Source organism: Acinetobacter sp. F16 (assembly GCF_052712855.1).
Window position 1 is genome coordinate 71,576 of record NZ_JBRATK010000006.1, and the last position, 16,080, is coordinate 87,655.

22 protein-coding genes are annotated in these 16,080 nt (G+C 42.0%); 11 read left to right on the forward strand and 11 right to left on the reverse strand.

Going from position 1 to position 16,080, the window contains the following annotated elements; genetic code table 11:
- Nucleotides 1-39 precede the first annotated feature (39 nt).
- The 3 genes from metX to ACU0NF_RS05280 are packed head-to-tail and all read left to right on the forward strand — an operon-like array spanning nucleotide 40 to nucleotide 2,377.
- Nucleotides 40-1,200 carry a homoserine O-succinyltransferase MetX gene (gene metX, locus ACU0NF_RS05270; RefSeq protein ID WP_370983575.1) on the forward strand — a complete coding sequence of 387 codons (1,161 nt, stop codon included), beginning with the start codon at nucleotides 40-42 and terminating at the stop codon, nucleotides 1,198-1,200.
- Nucleotides 1,200-1,793 (forward strand): methionine biosynthesis protein MetW, encoded by a 594-nt coding sequence (metW, locus tag ACU0NF_RS05275; protein ID WP_067866482.1) that lies wholly within the window; start codon nucleotides 1,200-1,202, stop codon nucleotides 1,791-1,793. Before metX ends, metW begins: the two co-directional genes overlap by 1 nt.
- Nucleotides 1,790-2,377, forward strand: coding sequence for a tetratricopeptide repeat protein (locus tag ACU0NF_RS05280; RefSeq protein WP_445660373.1), 588 nt, complete (start codon nucleotides 1,790-1,792; stop codon nucleotides 2,375-2,377). Before metW ends, ACU0NF_RS05280 begins: the two co-directional genes overlap by 4 nt.
- 37 nt (nucleotides 2,378-2,414) lie before the next feature.
- Here the strand turns inward: ACU0NF_RS05280 and ACU0NF_RS05285 are convergent, their stop codons facing one another.
- Nucleotides 2,415-2,606 carry a GNAT family N-acetyltransferase gene (locus ACU0NF_RS05285; protein WP_445660427.1) on the reverse strand — a complete coding sequence of 64 codons (192 nt, stop codon included), beginning with the start codon at nucleotides 2,604-2,606 and terminating at the stop codon, nucleotides 2,415-2,417.
- Between the two features lie 117 nt (nucleotides 2,607-2,723).
- Nucleotides 2,724-2,858 (reverse strand): hypothetical protein, encoded by a 135-nt coding sequence (locus ACU0NF_RS05290; RefSeq protein ID WP_445660374.1) that lies wholly within the window; start codon nucleotides 2,856-2,858, stop codon nucleotides 2,724-2,726.
- A 120-nt stretch (nucleotides 2,859-2,978) separates the two neighbouring features.
- Between ACU0NF_RS05290 and rdgB the strand changes: the two genes are divergently transcribed.
- On the forward strand, nucleotides 2,979-3,605 hold the full coding sequence (rdgB, locus tag ACU0NF_RS05295; RefSeq protein ID WP_445660375.1) for an RdgB/HAM1 family non-canonical purine NTP pyrophosphatase: 627 nt from the start codon (nucleotides 2,979-2,981) through the stop codon (nucleotides 3,603-3,605).
- Between the two features lie 223 nt (nucleotides 3,606-3,828).
- Here the strand turns inward: rdgB and ACU0NF_RS05300 are convergent, their stop codons facing one another.
- Both ACU0NF_RS05300 and ACU0NF_RS05305 read right to left on the reverse strand, forming a co-directional pair.
- Nucleotides 3,829-4,710 carry an AEC family transporter gene (locus tag ACU0NF_RS05300; RefSeq protein ID WP_445660376.1) on the reverse strand — a complete coding sequence of 294 codons (882 nt, stop codon included), beginning with the start codon at nucleotides 4,708-4,710 and terminating at the stop codon, nucleotides 3,829-3,831.
- A gap of 184 nt (nucleotides 4,711-4,894) precedes the next feature.
- On the reverse strand, nucleotides 4,895-5,677 hold the full coding sequence (locus ACU0NF_RS05305) for an NRDE family protein (protein WP_445660377.1): 783 nt from the start codon (nucleotides 5,675-5,677) through the stop codon (nucleotides 4,895-4,897).
- Between the two features lie 93 nt (nucleotides 5,678-5,770).
- Here ACU0NF_RS05305 and lgt point away from each other — a divergent pair, with 93 nt between their 5' ends.
- From lgt to ACU0NF_RS05320, 3 genes are all read left to right on the forward strand, one after another.
- A complete protein-coding gene (gene lgt, locus ACU0NF_RS05310) occupies nucleotides 5,771-6,583 on the forward strand; it encodes a prolipoprotein diacylglyceryl transferase (RefSeq protein WP_445660378.1) in 813 nt (270 codons plus the stop codon).
- Between the two features lie 82 nt (nucleotides 6,584-6,665).
- Nucleotides 6,666-7,052: a hypothetical protein gene (locus ACU0NF_RS05315; protein ID WP_445660379.1), complete on the forward strand. Its 387-nt coding sequence runs from the start codon at nucleotides 6,666-6,668 to the stop codon at nucleotides 7,050-7,052.
- Entirely contained in the window at nucleotides 7,052-7,432 is a 381-nt protein-coding gene (locus tag ACU0NF_RS05320) for a hypothetical protein (protein ID WP_445660380.1), read from the forward strand. The genes ACU0NF_RS05315 and ACU0NF_RS05320 overlap by 1 nt, the downstream gene beginning before the upstream one ends.
- A gap of 136 nt (nucleotides 7,433-7,568) precedes the next feature.
- Here the strand turns inward: ACU0NF_RS05320 and rplT are convergent, their stop codons facing one another.
- The gene (rplT, locus tag ACU0NF_RS05325) at nucleotides 7,569-7,928 is read right to left on the reverse strand and encodes a 50S ribosomal protein L20 (RefSeq protein ID WP_131385200.1); all 360 of its coding nucleotides are present in this window, start codon (nucleotides 7,926-7,928) and stop codon (nucleotides 7,569-7,571) included.
- A gap of 11 nt (nucleotides 7,929-7,939) precedes the next feature.
- A complete protein-coding gene (gene rpmI, locus ACU0NF_RS05330) occupies nucleotides 7,940-8,134 on the reverse strand; it encodes a 50S ribosomal protein L35 (RefSeq protein WP_004278281.1) in 195 nt (64 codons plus the stop codon).
- A 237-nt stretch (nucleotides 8,135-8,371) separates the two neighbouring features.
- Between rpmI and ACU0NF_RS05335 the strand changes: the two genes are divergently transcribed.
- Nucleotides 8,372-9,631: an MFS transporter gene (locus ACU0NF_RS05335; protein WP_171535626.1), complete on the forward strand. Its 1,260-nt coding sequence runs from the start codon at nucleotides 8,372-8,374 to the stop codon at nucleotides 9,629-9,631.
- 104 nt (nucleotides 9,632-9,735) lie between these two features.
- The gene (locus ACU0NF_RS05340; protein WP_445660381.1) at nucleotides 9,736-10,470 is read left to right on the forward strand and encodes an energy transducer TonB family protein; all 735 of its coding nucleotides are present in this window, start codon (nucleotides 9,736-9,738) and stop codon (nucleotides 10,468-10,470) included.
- A gap of 51 nt (nucleotides 10,471-10,521) precedes the next feature.
- Here the strand turns inward: ACU0NF_RS05340 and ACU0NF_RS05345 are convergent, their stop codons facing one another.
- From ACU0NF_RS05345 to ACU0NF_RS05355, 3 genes are all read right to left on the reverse strand, one after another.
- Entirely contained in the window at nucleotides 10,522-10,944 is a 423-nt protein-coding gene (locus ACU0NF_RS05345; RefSeq protein WP_445660428.1) for a YqaA family protein, read from the reverse strand.
- A 32-nt stretch (nucleotides 10,945-10,976) separates the two neighbouring features.
- A complete protein-coding gene (locus ACU0NF_RS05350) occupies nucleotides 10,977-11,261 on the reverse strand; it encodes a hypothetical protein (protein ID WP_445660382.1) in 285 nt (94 codons plus the stop codon).
- A 108-nt stretch (nucleotides 11,262-11,369) separates the two neighbouring features.
- The gene (locus tag ACU0NF_RS05355) at nucleotides 11,370-11,993 is read right to left on the reverse strand and encodes a glutathione S-transferase N-terminal domain-containing protein (protein ID WP_171535629.1); all 624 of its coding nucleotides are present in this window, start codon (nucleotides 11,991-11,993) and stop codon (nucleotides 11,370-11,372) included.
- 317 nt (nucleotides 11,994-12,310) lie between these two features.
- On the opposite strand from ACU0NF_RS05355, the gene ACU0NF_RS05360 reads away from it, so the two are divergent.
- Nucleotides 12,311-12,769, forward strand: coding sequence for an Hsp20 family protein (locus ACU0NF_RS05360; protein WP_445660383.1), 459 nt, complete (start codon nucleotides 12,311-12,313; stop codon nucleotides 12,767-12,769).
- Nucleotides 12,770-12,944: 175 nt separating this feature from the next.
- Nucleotides 12,945-13,346 (forward strand): hypothetical protein, encoded by a 402-nt coding sequence (locus ACU0NF_RS05365; RefSeq protein WP_445660384.1) that lies wholly within the window; start codon nucleotides 12,945-12,947, stop codon nucleotides 13,344-13,346.
- Nucleotides 13,347-13,410: 64 nt separating this feature from the next.
- Here ACU0NF_RS05365 and infC read toward each other — a convergent pair whose 3' ends face one another.
- Both infC and thrS read right to left on the reverse strand, forming a co-directional pair.
- Nucleotides 13,411-13,962, reverse strand: a complete 552-nt coding sequence (gene infC, locus ACU0NF_RS05370; protein WP_131385910.1) for a translation initiation factor IF-3 — start codon at nucleotides 13,960-13,962, stop codon at nucleotides 13,411-13,413.
- 5 nt (nucleotides 13,963-13,967) lie between these two features.
- Nucleotides 13,968-15,890 carry a threonine--tRNA ligase gene (gene thrS / locus ACU0NF_RS05375; RefSeq protein ID WP_445660385.1) on the reverse strand — a complete coding sequence of 641 codons (1,923 nt, stop codon included), beginning with the start codon at nucleotides 15,888-15,890 and terminating at the stop codon, nucleotides 13,968-13,970.
- Nucleotides 15,891-16,080 lie beyond the last annotated feature (190 nt).

The following is a 16,080-nucleotide window of genomic DNA, read 5'->3' on the forward strand; positions in this document are numbered from 1 at the left end:
TTGTTTATACATCCTAAAGATTTAAGGCGAATTATTCCTGTGTCTTTTCCAGCTGACTCAGTGGGTCTCGTTACCCCACAAAAGTTCTCATTCGAAGAGCCGTTAGAGCTTGAATGTGGTCGCATTCTCCCGCGTTTCGAAATTATGGTTGAAACCTACGGTACGCTTAATGCAGATAAATCCAATGCGATTCTGATTTGTCATGCGTTGTCAGGCCATCATCATGCTGCAGGCTATCATCATGAAGATGATAAAAAGCCCGGTTGGTGGGATGCCTGTATTGGTCCGGGTAAAGCGATTGATACCTCTAAATTCTTTGTTGTTGCGCTCAACAACATTGGTGGTTGCAGTGGCTCTACCGGTCCAATCTCGCCAAATCCTGAAAATGACAACCGTCCTTATGGGCCAGATTTCCCTTTAGTTACTGTTCGTGACTGGGTCAAAACCCAAGCCATGCTGTCTGACCGTCTAGGCATTGATGTCTGGTACTCAATTATTGGCGGATCACTGGGTGGCATGCAGGCTTTGCAATGGTCGGTGGATTATCCTGATCGTCTAAAAAATTGCGTGATTATTGCCAGTGCACCCAAACTGTCGGCACAAAATATTGCCTTCAATGAAGTGGCGCGTCAGTCGATTTTGTCAGATCCAGATTTCCATAACGGCCGTTATCTAGAAAATGACAGCTATCCAAAACGTGGTCTGATTTTGGCACGTATGGTCGGTCATATTACCTATCTGTCTGAAGAAGCCATGAAACAGAAATTTGGCCGTGACTTGAAGTCGGGCAAATTTATGTACGGTTTTGACGTCGAATTTCAGGTCGAAAGTTATTTGCGTTATCAAGGTGAGCAATTCAGTCGTAACTTTGATGCCAATACTTACCTGATTATGACCAAGGCACTGGATTATTTCGATCCTGCACGTGAATATGAATTGTCTTTAACCAAGGCGATGGCAAATACCAAATGCCGTTTCCTGGTGGTTTCATTTACCACCGATTGGCGTTTCACCCCGCAGCGTTCAAAAGAAATTGTGGATGCACTCATCACCAATCATAAACCTGTCAGTTATGTCGATATTGATGCAGAACAAGGCCATGACTCGTTCCTGTTCCCTATTCCGCTTTACGTTAAATCATTACGTGCATTTTTAGGTGGCGCAGAACACCTTGAAGCAACACCTCAGGAGACTGTGTAATGCGTATCGATCATCAACTTGCTGAGACATGGATTAAACCTGATTCAAGCGTACTCGATTTGGGCTGTGGCGATGGTGAACTGCTGGCTCATATGGGCAAAAAGCACAATATTCGTGCCTATGGACTGGAAATTGATCAGGAAAAGATTGCAATTGCGGTCAGTCGAGGGTTAAATATTATCCAACAAGACTTGAACCTCGGTTTAAGCCGCTTTGCAGACCAGTCATTTGACTATGTCGTTATGGCACAGGCTTTGCAGGCAGTAGATGCACCAGACGTATTGTTGCGTGATATGGTGCGTGTGGGGAAACAAGCGATTATTACCTTTCCTAACTTTGCGCATTGGAAGACCCGTTCTTTCTTGGCTTTGAAAGGAATGATGCCTGTTTCAAATGCTTTACCGTATATGTGGTATAACACGCCTAATATCCACTTATGTACTTTCCGTGATTTCGAAGCACTTTGTGCTGAAAATGACATCCGGATTATTAATCGACTCGCCGTGAATGGGGATCAACAAGGTAGTTTACTCAGTAAACATGTCCCGAATCTGTTTGGTGAAGTCGCTATTTATCGAGTGAGCGCACTATGAAAAAAATATTATTAAGCACACTACTGGTTGGTTTTTTTAGCATTCAAGCGCATGCGGATTATGTTGCACCAGCACCGTCTATTTCCAGTCAGGCTGCACAATATTCTGTCATGGATATTAATAGCCTGATTAAGTCAGCAAAATCTGGTCAAGCCGCTGCACAGTTTTATTTGGCGACCAAATATCAACTCGGCAAAGATATTCAAAAAGATGTACAGCAAGCTTTTGCCTGGTACAAAGCCGCTGCTGACCAAGGTCTAACGGCTGCCCAATTGAATGTCGGCCGTATGCTGGCTGATGGTATGGGTACCAAAAAAGATGAAACTCTAGCGCGTAAATACTTTGAAAAAGCTGCAAGTCATGGTGACAACCGTGCCAGCTTTAATCTTGCGATGATGGAAGAGCAAAAGAAAAATTACGTGGGTGCATATCAGTGGTATGAACTTTCTACCCGTGATGGCATGCTCGACAATAAAGTTATTTCTCTTTCTGAAGGCAAGAAAACAGCTTTGGCTGCCAACTTAACTCAAGAGCAAATTCGTATGGCGCGTGACCGTGCCGACAAATGGATTCAAGCGCAGTAATTTTGCCCGGCTCTAGAAAGCACCTTCGGGTGCTTTTTTATGCGCAGGAGGATTTGAGCCGAGGCATTTTGATAAAGCGCAAGCCTCCAAATTCGCAAACCTCTGAAATACATTCAAAGCCAAATTTTTCATATACGGCAACCGTATTACAACTCAAATTGACACTGATCTGCTGATGATTACCATTTTCCAGATGTTGCAGTAAATAATTCCATAATAATCGGCCAATTCCCTATCCCTGATCAGCCTGGCCTACAAAGAAATAAACGATATGTGCCCGTTCTCTATAAGCGATTACATCAATTATTCTATTTGCTCTTTCATACAAAAAGTAATGGACTTCCGATTATTGCAAGAGCTCTTGCAGAGCAGACTGACTAAATTTTTGCTCGCCTTCTGTCTGAATGGCAAACTCAGAAATATAGGGCTGAATCAAGTATTGTATGGCATCACTATCTTGTAACTTGGCTCTTCTAATCACAATTTATTTCCTTAAATTTATTATTGTTTAATTCAAACCTACAAAATCAGTCCTACACTAAATCACGAACTAAAAATCCGTTAAAATAGCAGCATATTTATTGATACAAAGAGCACAACAATGGCGTCTCAAGACTGGTTATCTCAAGGAACTCTCGTTCTTGCAAGTAACAATAAAGGCAAAATTGCAGAATTTGAGAAAATGTTTGCAGAACTCAAGCTTCCAGTGGAAGTAATTCCACAGGGTAAACTGAACATTGAAGATGCCATTGAAGATGGGCTGAGCTTTGTTGAAAACGCCATTATCAAAGCCCGTCATGCAGCTAAAATTTTAGGCAAACCGGCCATTGCCGATGATTCCGGGATTTGTGTACCGATCTTAGGCGGAGCACCTGGCATTTATTCTGCACGTTATGCGGGTGAACATGGCAATGATGCTGCCAACAATAAAAAACTGTTAGCTGACTTAAAACCACTACGTAAAGACGGCGAAGCGATTGAAGGGATGTTTGTCTGTGTACTTGCGCTGGTGCAACATGCAGAAGATCCGCTTCCACAAATTTTCCAGGGCATTTGGAAAGGTGAAGTCCTAGAAGCAGCACGTGGTGAAAATGGTTTTGGTTATGACCCATTGTTCTGGTTGCCTGAACTTGGGATTTCTAGTGCAGAACTGTCTAAAGACGAGAAAAATAAAATCAGTCACCGTGGTCAGGCGATGCAACTGTTTAAGGCGAGTTTGGAGAACTGAGTTTTCCTTATTCATTCTCCCTCCTTTTAGGAGGGATGAGAAGCTTAGCTTCGTAAGGGATGTTGGCTCCTCCCTTTAGAAAAGGGAGATTGGGAGGGATTTAAATAGTAAATTACCTCTCCCTTGCGCACTCAGACTATATTCTGAGGATGCTCCCCCCTAAAAGGAGAAGGAATACTTTATCTACACCATCTCTCAGAGGGAGAGAGAACTTTTCTTGTATTTATAAACCCGGCACTAAAACGTGCAACACCACGCCATAAATTCCAATCAAGATTGCACTGGCAATCGTCCCTGATGCAATATATTTCGCTGAATGTCCTGTGCCTTGGTAATACGTTTCTAAAGCCACAATATTGGCTGCTGGTGGCAGGGCAAAGAACATAAACATAACAGCATAAGTCAGCCACTGATGCGGAATCGGCAAGACATAATAAGCTGCCAAACACACAAAAACAGCTAAAAACATTCGGCTACTGATCAGCAATAGACTCTGTTTTAGGTCATTCAAACCAATACGAATTTTACTGAGCCACATGCCAAGAATACACATTCCGGTAAAGGTCACCAATACCTTATTGGCTTGATACACCCCCTGCACCCATGGATGTGACTCATAGGCAGTAAAGTCCCAGATCGACAGAATAGCGGCTAGACTTAGGGCAATTACCGGTGGAGAAAGCAGAACATTTTTAATAATAAATTTCGGATCTTGCCTGGTTTGACTGACTGCCATCACTGCACAAATATTGCCAAACAAAGAGCCGCCAATATATAAAGCGACTATTGTGCTGCTGGCTTGTGGGCCAAATAATGCCAAGGCAAAGGGAAAACCCAACCAAGCCCCATTTAGATAGCTTAAGCACAGCGCGCGTAATTTATCTTTTTTAAAATAATAAAAAATACAAAAGAAGAATACCGAACTGATAAAACTAAAACCAATCAGCCACAAACTGCCTTCTTGGTAAAACACCATATTGTAGACAATGATCGCTGGAATAAGCAATCGTGCCAGTAACGAAGCCAATAGCTGTCGTAGCGGTGTTAAAACATGGACTCCCCAGTATCCAATCAAGAATGAAATTAAAGGAAGAATCAATGTCATAAGATGCAGTTTAACTAGAAGCAGAATGGCTTAAATCCTAACATAATTCTATCGTGCAAACGGCGTGTAGCATCTAAACTGAAGGACAACTAGGTTTATATTCTGCTTAAATCTCAATATAAAAAATCATCCTGCTTAGATTTAAAAAAAGCTGGCTTGTTACCCGCATTTTTTAGTGGCTTATTTAGTAGCTTAAAGGCAAATTAATGTGAATAACTTCTCCTTGAGTCTGACCTTGTTGCGATTTTTCCTGCCACAGCCATGTTTGATTTTTCATTCTTAAAAAATTAGAAGAGCGTGTGCCATACACGGGACTTTGAATAAAAGTTGATGAAAGCAATTCTTCCATTTCTGTACTAATACCGGTTTGGGGCAGACGTTCGGGAATAATTTTTCGTTCATCTTCTAAAATATCCCACACCGTAACTTCAAGATCCGCTTCTGGTGTATCTGCATGCTGCAACATCGGCAAAAATTCTTGGGTAAAGCGTTTACGCAAATGTTTGGTCTTTTCCCAATGTTCAGTCATTAAACCATTGGATACCACATACACGCCTTTGGCTAAAACCTGTGGTGCTTCACCGCGATTACTCATATAAACCGCCTGATCTTGATCGCCAAGCAATAAATTAAAACCGGCATAGTCACATTGCCGTTTTTCTAATGCTTGAGCAAAGCGGATCGGGGTTAAATCAGATTCTAAAAAGGCTTGAATCAGATGACCACGTGAAGTTGGATAGATTTTTTTATCGGTCGCGTCCCGAAAGTTGGTCACGACTGCCCATCTGCCGGATTTTGTTACGCCCATCCATGTTCCACCCGACTGTAGGTCTTGTCCGGCAATAATCGGGCTATTTTCCCAAGCTTTTAAACCGGCTGTCGGGCGCTGATAAAACTCATCCCGATTTGAAATGAGACATAAAGGCGTATCTTCCAAGACTTGCCAAGCTAAAGCGACAATACACATAATCTATGCTCTTTATCTTTACACATTGAATGTACAACATTTTTCATCACATTCAGCTAAAATCTGTGCAAAACAGAATCACAAGGAACAGGAATGCTGACCTATCCAAATATTGACCCAGTTGCCGTATCGCTGGGACCGTTACAAGTCCATTGGTATGGACTGATGTATTTACTGGCATTTTTATTTGCCTGGGGACTTGCCACTTATCGTACCAAACACCGGGATGGCTGGACACCCGATATGGTCTCTGACCTGATTTTCTATGGGGCTTTAGGTGTGGTGGTCGGTGGTCGTCTTGGCTACGTGTTCTTTTATGGCTTTGAGCAATTCCTTGCCAATCCGCTCTGGCTCTTCCAGGTCTGGACGGGTGGTATGAGCTTCCATGGCGGCTTCTTGGGAGTGATGATTGCGATGCTGTTCTGGTGCAGAAAATACCAGAAAACCTGGTTCCAAACACTCGACTTTATTGCACCTTGCGTACCGACTGGTTTGATGTTCGGTCGTATCGGTAACTTTATTGGGGGCGAACTGTATGGTCGTCAAGTCACCGATCCAAACTTTGCCTTGGGCATGGTTTTCCCAACCGATCCGCTGCAATTGGTACGTCACCCATCACAGCTTTATCAAGCATTAGCTGAAGGCTTAATCCTGTTTATTGTGTTGTGGTGGTTCAGCTCAAAACCTCGCCCACGTATGGCCGTTTCAGCCCTGTTCCTGATTGGTTACGGTATTGCACGCTTTGTGGTGGAATTCTTCCGTGAACCCGACAATGGACAGCTGTTTATTGGCTGGATGAGTAAAGGTCAATTCCTGACTGTACCGATGATTTTAATTGGTCTATGGATGATGTGGTATGCCTACCAAAAGAAAATTTATGATTGGGGTCCACAGAAAAATACTTGATTTTTAGCGAGGCAAAAGTCTCGCTTTTTTAGCTTTGTTTTTGCTAAAGTGCAGTCAGTCCCCATCTATCTATCAGAAGAATATGCTCGAATTTTGGTTTAATCCTAAAGTGTCTATGCTCCGTAAACTTATGATCTTTGCTGTCATTGCGATTGCAACAGGCGTGCTTTACTGGATGGACCCGCTAAAACCTGATGCAATTCTGATGTTCCTGGGAACAGGCATTATTTTTCTGATTTGCCGTTATTGCAAAATTCATTTTGCCGCAAAAAATCCAACCGGATTATTATATCGCCTGCTGACCTGGATTCCGATTGCCCTGTTACTGGCTCTTATTTTTATCCAGATGAAAGAGGGTGAAATTTTAATTCCGGGTGCACAAGGCATTGGCTTTACGGCTTTAGCCATCTGTCTCTTTTCACCTTTGTCTTTAATGAATAAAAACAATGTTTCAGACGAGAAAAAATAATGCTGGAATTTTGGTATTCAAATCAATGCAGCCGTCAAATCAAGCTGATAGTCTGTATTGCTACCTGTGTGATGATTTATCTGTGTTCCACAGTGCAACAGCTTTCACCTATATTTACAGGAATTAGCATTGTGATCGGCATGGCCATACATGGCTTAAGAGCATTAAGCTTAAAAATTGCAACAGATAATCCCTATAAAAAAGGCTTTGCTATTCTCATTCTGGTGATGCCGCTTATAGCATTCATCACTTTAATTTCAGCTTTACCGACCCAGCATAAAATCATTCTCGCCATGCAAGCAATTGGCTTTGCTGCGATTGGTTTATTTATCTTATCGATGTTTGCAAACCGTCGCTTTGATAAAAGTGAAGAGAGATGACCAAGCATCTTTGTGATCAGCCTGCAATTCATGCATCTTTATCAAGAATGATGAGTTTTATCATTGATCAATTTGCTACTTCTAAAAAATAAAAAAGACCGCTAAAAGCGGTCTTTTTTCAATCATCCGAAGACGATTAAGCAGCTAGTGCGTCTTTCGCTTTTTGAGCGATAGCAGCAAATGCAACTGCATCATGCATAGCGATGTCTGCAAGTACACGACGGTCGATAATCACTTGAGCTTTTTTCAAGCCAGCGATCATACGGCTGTACGATAAACCATTAAGACGCGCACCAGCATTGATACGTGCAATCCACAAAGCGCGGAATTGACGTTTCTTCTGACGACGGTCGCGGTAAGCATATTGACCTGCTTTAATTACTGCCTGGAACGCTACGCGATATACGCGTGAACGAGCGCCGTAGTAACCTTTAGCACGAGCAAGAATTTTTTTGTGACGGCGATGAGCCTGTACACCACGTTTTACACGAGCCATTTATAATCTCCTTAGATGTACGGGCACATACGGCGAACTGAAGCAACGTCACTTACGTGAACCATTACACAGCCGCGTAATTGACGAATACGCTTAGCAGATTTTTTGGTCAAAATGTGGCGTTTGAACGCTTGTTTACGCTTAAAACCGTTAGCAGTCGCTTTAAAGCGTTTAGCTGCACCACGGCGAGTTTTCATCTTAGGCATAACAACCTCTTTTGAACACCTGTTCGGAACGTCTGCACCATTGCAAAAACGACCTGCAGGTAAGGGAGCCAGTATTCTAAAGCATCTTTGCTTAAAACGAAAGCAGATATGCCCAAAATACCCGACCAATCGTCTACTTCTCTTCGTTTTATTTCCCCTATTAAATGCAGGATGTTTTTATTAATAAATCAACTCATCAGCATTATAATTATCACGACATAAGAATATTGGACCGACATGACTCCCGCACAGGATGCTTTTGCAGCGCTACGCTATCGTGATTTTTCTATTGTCACGATCAACCAGTTCTGTCTCACCCTCGCCATTTTAATTCAAGAAATTATTGTTGCGTATTCACTTTATCAAATCACTAAAGACCCACTGACACTGGGTTTAATCGGTTTAGCTGAAGCAATTCCGTTTATTACCTTGTCGTTGTGGGGCGGCTATTTTGCAGACCGCTTTAATAAACAGACCATTATGAAAATCTGTTTGTTCTTTGCCGTGCCCCTGCCTGTGGTTTTATGGTGGCTGTTTCATGCTTATGGCCTAGGTCAAATCGGAGTCAATACGCTATCTTGGGGAATTTACGCCGTGATTTTTGGCTTGGGCACGATTCGTGGTTTTTACAACCCCTCTGCAACTTCACTTAAGCCCTTCCTGATTCCACGTGAACTCTATGCCAATGGTGCAACCTGGACCACGATCGGATGGCAAAGTGGCGTGATTATTGGTCCCATGCTCGGCGGCTTTATGCTGGCATTTTTAGGTCGTGAAACCAGTTTGCTGTCAGTCGCGGTATTGCTGAGCATCTGTTTTATCCTGATTAATCTGTTGCAAAAACGCAGTTTCCCCAAAATTGAAACGGATAACCTGCTGGAAAGTCTGGGCGATGGTTTCCGCTTTATCTGGAAAACTAAGATTGTGCTATGGGCAATTTCACTGGATTTGGTTTCTGTCCTGTTTGGCGGGGTCATTGCCCTATTGCCGATTTTTGCAGAAGATATTTTAAAAGTCGGCCCAGAAGGATTGGGTTATTTGCGTGCAGCTCCTTCCATTGGTGCACTTTTTACCATGATTGCTTTAACCAAGTTTCCCCCCACACAAAATGCCTGGCGTAATATGCTGCTTGCCGTGGCCGGTTTTGGGGTGTTTACACTACTGTTTGCCTTCTCCAACAACATGTGGCTATCCCTGTTTGCTCTAGCCATGACCGGTGCCTGTGACAGTATTTCAGTGGTGGTTCGACAAACCATTCTACAGATTTACCCACCGGAGAATATGCGTGGCCGCGTTGCGGCAGTAAACGGCATGTTTGTCTCAAGCAGCAATGAACTCGGGGCATTTGAATCTGGCTTAGCCGCAAAATATATGGGCACCATTATGGCAACAGTCTTTGGTGGCTGCATGACCATGGTGGTGGTTGCGATGAGCTGGGCAAAAACCCGTGATTTATTTGGCGTAGATATCACGAAAGGTGATGATCAAACAGGTTAATTTACTGTTTAGACTTGCGAGTATTTCTAATTCAGGAAATACTTCGCACTCACCATGCTCCGCTACCGATACAACCTCTGGCTTGATTAAAGAAATAAATATTTATGAAGCAAATCCTGTGTTTTTCTCTACTTATAAGCTTACCCTTAACTGCTACCTATAGCGCTACAGCTAAAGCACCAAAACAACTCTCGGTTCAGAAAAGTGCAGCCCTTCCCGCGCATTTGACCACCCGCATTCAGTGGACCAAATTTCCACATCCTTCCTATAAAAATGAAGACTTAAAAGATCAAAACCGTAGCGCGATTATCCGGATCTATGCAGATGAAACTGGTACGATTAGCAAAGCCAGTGTACAAGAAAGTACCGGCTTGACGCATTTAGACGATTTGTTAATTAAAGCGGTTCGTGAGGCGCATGTAAAACCCCATGTCGAAAATGATACTGCCCTGCCACAAATTGGCTATCAGACCTTTAGCCTTAAACTCAGCCAAGAAGATGATGCTGAAGTTTGCCAATACAGCTTTAATTCTGAAAACTGGCAGGCTCAACAGCACAACAAAAAAGCACCCTTTTCGTATCGTTATCAACCGGATTTAGATCTCGACTCTGAACAACTCAACGGACACAATCGTGCGGTGAAATTCACTTTTAAAGTGAATAAACAGGGTGATGTGAAAAAAGTAAAAGTAAAAAAAGGCTCAGGCATTTACGCTTTAGACCAACAAATTGTACGCGCAGTCTCAAATACAAAAGTAGATGTGCCACGCAAATATTGGGTTTATAAAAAATCGACCCTTAAAGATGAAATCAAGTTCGATTTAGCTCAATGCCAGTAATTTAAATACTGATCTAGGCCATAAAAAGAGATGCGCAAGGCATCTCTTTTTTTAAAACATTGAAAAAGCGGCATAGATAAATAAATAGCGGCCTACTTTGGCAAGGCTCACGATCCATAAAAAACGCCAAAAGCTTTCTTTCAGTAAGCCTGCAATCAAGGTAATCGGATCACCAATAATCGGCACCCAGCTCAATAGCAACGACCAGTAGCCATACTTTTGATAGATTTTCTGTGCTTTCAACATTTGCTGCCCGGAGACAGGAAACCATTTTTTATCTTTATAGTGTTCGATTTGAAAGCCCAGCCACCAGTTCACGCAGGAACCCAGAATATTTCCCAAACTTGCAACAAATAGCAGCCCCATAACTGAATGGCTGTCCTCGGCCAACAAGGCCAATAGGACAGCTTCAGACTGTAATGGCAATAAAGTTGCTGCACCAAAGGCAGAAATAAACAGTAAAGCGTAGGACAGCATTATGCGAATAGCAGTTTAAAGGCCGAGTTTTAAAGACCGAGTTGTTTCTTGGTTTTTTTATACTCATAAATTGACCAAACAATAAATAAAGCCATCGCCAACCATCGTGCTAAATCATAACGATGCGCAATCACGCGAAAAATTTCTTTAGATACAGATGGATCATTGGCTTTTAGTGTTTCTGCCACGGATTGCATATGCACCACTTCAGCAATAATGAGCAACAGGCAAGCTGCGATACCAAAGATAATTGCCCAATAAATTTTCTTATTTGTTTCAATAATACGGGTCAAATTTAAGAAAAAGTCGTTCATAGCCATGAGGTCCAATAAAAAACCACCGCAACGGGTGGTTTATTTTTGCGAGATTTAAGCGGTGTTATTCCGCAATCTTAGCATAAAAAACATTTTTCAATTTCACCCTCAGCTATTCACTTGAATGGCCAATGCACGTTGCACTGCCGGACGTGCAGTTAAACGCTCCACATATTCTTTTACGTGTGGATATTCTTCGAGTTGAATTTGCTGCCATTCATAACGCAGAATCCACGGCAGAATTGCCATATCTGCAATTGAATATTCGCCAGCGACATATTTTTGACCAATCAGCTGCTTATTCAATACACCATATAAGCGTTTGGTCTCAGCGACATAACGATCAATGGCATAGGGGATTTTTTCCGGTGCAAATTTACCAAAATGATGATTTTGCCCAAGCATCGGCCCCAAGCCACCCATTTGCCACATCAACCACTGCTCAACTTCAACGCGTTGCTGTTCATCCTCTGGATAATACAAACCGGTTTTACGCCCCAAATATTGTAAAATTGCACCAGATTCAAATACCGAAATAGCTTCACCACGTGGTCCATCCTGATCGACGATGGCCGGAATTTTATTGTTTGGAGAAATACGTAAAAAGTCAGGTTGAAACTGATCATTTTCCATAATATTGATGGGAAAAACTTGATAATCCAAGCCCATTTCTTCTAAAGCGATTGTAATTTTATGACCATTGGGCGTTCCCCAATAATATAGATCAATCATGTTCTCTACCTTTTGCCGTTCTCGTTTTACATGACATTATTGAACTGTGCCCATACTTATATCATGTTTTATATTGATAAATCATTAATCTTTACTCAAACTTAAAACATAAAAAATTACGTATAAGCATTTATTTTTATTCACTATTATAAATTTTATCACTTTTTTAATCAGGAATTCTTGAAAACACCCAAAACAGTACAATATAAAAAAGAGCAATGATCTTTTCAGATATTGTTCCACATACTGTTGATGCAATCCATCACAGAATTGCAATGTTGTTTATAAAACTTTTCTGGACTCAGGAGGTTATATCAATGAGCAATCTTAGTCTTACTCCGCTATTCCGTCGTAGCATTGGTTTTGACCGTTTCAATGATCTATTTGATTATGCAATGCAAAGCGATACGCCTAATTATCCAAACTATAATATTGAAAAAACAGGTGATAACAACTATCGCATTGTGGTCGCTACCGCTGGATTTAATGAAGATCAGCTTGAGATTAATCTTGAAAATCAGCTGCTCACCATTACCGGCAAAGCGGTTGAAGAAAATTCAGATAATACGGTTGAATTTTTACATAAAGGCATTGCCAGTCGCTCATTTAAACTTTCGCTACGCTTAGATGAACATATTGAGGTACAGCAGGCAGATTATGAAAACGGTTTATTGAAAATAAATTTGCAGCGTTCTGTTCCTGAGGAAGCGATGCCGCGCCAAATTCCGATCAGACGTAAAACCAATGAGCAGATAGAGACATCTAAAACCGAATAAGTGCTAAAAAGACCCGTCATCGGCGGGTCTTTCTTGTTTCTGTTTTATTCAAAAAATAATGTCCTAAAAAGCACAACAATTAAATCTTAAAACATCCTGATTTAAATTTAAAATATACTGCCAGATACAGATCTAAAAACAACAATCTATCTTTACGAAGAAAAATAGGTAAAAAATGAACTATTCAAGACAACCCAATATTGGCCCATTTACAATCTTAATCGCCTTGATCTGTTTTATTGCCCTGATGATTCTGATCCTGTTCGGTTGGCCACATTATAAGGTTTGGAAACAAGGTATGGATGGTCAAGCAGCACTGGCAGAAGCAGAGCAATCGAAAATGATTCAGGTTCAGGTGGCCAAAGCAGAACTGGAAAGTGCCAAATTGCGTGCTCAAGCCATACAATTAGTGGGTCAAGCTGCAAAAGATTATCCGGAATACCGTAAACAGGAATTTATTGGTGCCTTTGGCGAGGCATTACGCGATGGTCGCATTCAGCAAATTATTTATGTACCGACCGAAGCCAATATTCCGATTGTGGAAGCAGGCAAGAACACTAGCCCTGTACAACAATAAAAAAATATAGATATAAAAAAGCACTGCATTTGCAGTGCTTTTTTATTAATGGATCAACGCATGCTTATTTCTTACGTTTCGGTCCAATGAGCATGCCCATTTGACGACCTTCCATTTTTGGTGCTTGTTCGACTGTACCGTATTCAATTACGTCTGCTTCAACTTTTTGTAATTGAGCAAGACCTAATTGTTGGTGAGCCATTTCACGACCACGGAAGCGCAAGGTAATTTTTACCTTGTTCCCTTCCTCTAAGAAACGAAGAATTGCACGCAACTTGATGTTGTAATCACCAATGTCTGTACCAGGACGCAACTTAATCTCTTTAACCTGAACTTGATGCTGTTTTTTCTTCGCATCTTTTTGCTTTTGCTTCAGATCGAATAAATGTTTGTTAAAGTCCATGATTTTACAAACAGGTGGCTCTGCATTGGCAACGATCTCAACAAGATCAAGCTCAACTTCTTCTGCAGCGCGCAACGCTTCAGCAAGTGAAACGATGCCTTTTTGTTCACCATCTGCAGCAACGAGACGTACTTCTTTCGCACGGATCTCGTCATTTAATGCAGGACGATTGCTTTTAGCACCTTGTTGTTGGTTACGGTCAGGCTGTTTAATCTTTCTTACTCCACAATGTACCGGCCACGTTCGGCTACGGCTGCTTTCACTAGGTCAACGAAGGCATCAATTGACATAGTACCTAAATTTTTTCCTGAGCGGGTACGGACATTTACTGTACCTTCCTCTACTTCACGGTCTCCAAGAACCAGTAAGTAAGGAATACGCTCTAAAGTACGTTCACGAATCTTAAAGCCGATTTTCTCATTTCTCAAGTCTGAAATGGTACGAATTCCGCTTTCTTTAAGTTTAGCGACGACTGACTCACACGCTTCAGCTTGTGAATCGGTAATATTCATTACACACGCTTGAACTGGTGATAACCATGGTGGCATGAAACCAGCGTAGTGCTCAATAAGTATACCAATAAATCGTTCAAAACTACCAAGAATTGCGCGGTGCAACATTACAGGCTGATCACGATCATTATCTTCTGTTACATAAGATGCGTCTAAACGCCCTGGTAAATTGAAGTCACACTGAATAGTACCACATTGCCAGATACGACCTAAGCAGTCTTTCAACGAGAATTCAATTTTCGGACCGTAGAATGCACCTTCACCCGGCTGTAAATCCCATTCAAGACCAGCAGCATCTAAAGCATCCGCCAAAGATTTTTCTGCCATATCCCAAAGCGCATCTTCACCGACACGTTTTTCAGGACGAGTCGACAATTTCATTTGTACTTCTTCGAAGCCAAAATCTTTGTATACATCTAGTGTCAATTTGATAAAGTCTGCAACTTCCTGACCAATCTGTTCTTTGGTACAGAAAATGTGCGCATCATCTTGGGTAAAGCCACGTACGCGCATAATACCGTGTAGTGAACCAGATGGTTCGTTACGGTGACATGAACCAAACTCTGCCAAACGTACCGGTAGATCACGGTACGATTTTAACCCTTGGTTGAACACCTGTACGTGACAAGGACAGTTCATTGGTTTAACGGCATAGTTACGGTTTTCAGAATGCGTGGTGAACATGTTATCTGCATAGTTTGCAGCATGTCCCGATTTTTCCCAAAGCGTAAAATCAACCACTTGCGGGGTACGGATTTCTTCGTAACCATTGTCTTGTTGAACTTTACGCATGTACTGTTCAAGCACTTGGTAAATGGTCCAACCGTTCGGATGCCAGAACACCATACCCGGTGCTTCTTCTTGCATATGGAACAAATCAAGCGCTTTACCAATTTTACGGTGATCGCGTTTTTCAGCTTCTTCAATACGCTTTACATAAGCCGCAAGCTGTTTCTTGTCCGCCCACGCTGTACCGTAGATCCGTTGTAGCTGTTCATTCTTCGCATCACCGCGCCAGTAAGCGCCAGAGATTTTAGTCAGCTTGAATGATTTTAAGAATTTAGTGTTTGGAACGTGCGGACCACGGCACATATCCAAATAATCTTGATGGTAGTACAAGCCCATTTGAGTTTCTTCAGGCATGTCTGCAATCAAGCGTAATTTGTATTCTTCGCCACGTGCTGTGAATTCTGCAATCACTTCGTCACGAGGAGTCATTTTTTTCACGACTTCATAGTCTTGATCGATAAGCTTTTTCATACGCTCTTCAATCGCTGCCATGTCGTCTAATGTGAATGGACGTGGCATCCAGATGTCATAGTAGAAACCTTCTTCAATGACCGGACCAATTACCATTTTCGCTTCTGGGAACAATTGCTTAACAGCATGACCGACCAAATGCGCGCAAGAGTGACGGATAATTTCCACGCCTGCTTCGTCTTTAGGCGTGATAATTTGTAAGGTTGCATCTTCAGTAATCAAGTCAGACGCGTCAACAAGACGATCGTTTACACGACCTGCAACTGTATTTTTTGCAAGACCAGGGCCGATGCTAAGCGCAACGTCCATCACAGATACGGCGTGATCAAATTGTTTTTGATCGCCATTGGGTAAAGTGATAATTGGCATAAGAAAATCCTTAAGGAGTGATGCCCCGTACCATGGGGCATATCACCGCGAGATTATGATCGAGGAGAACCTCAAAAGATAAAAACGGTGGATAAATAAAAATCGACTTGAATTTTACACGTCTTATCCACGGGATTAAACCTTTTCACCTAGAAAATTCGCGATTTGGCTCATTTTGAATTTATTTGCC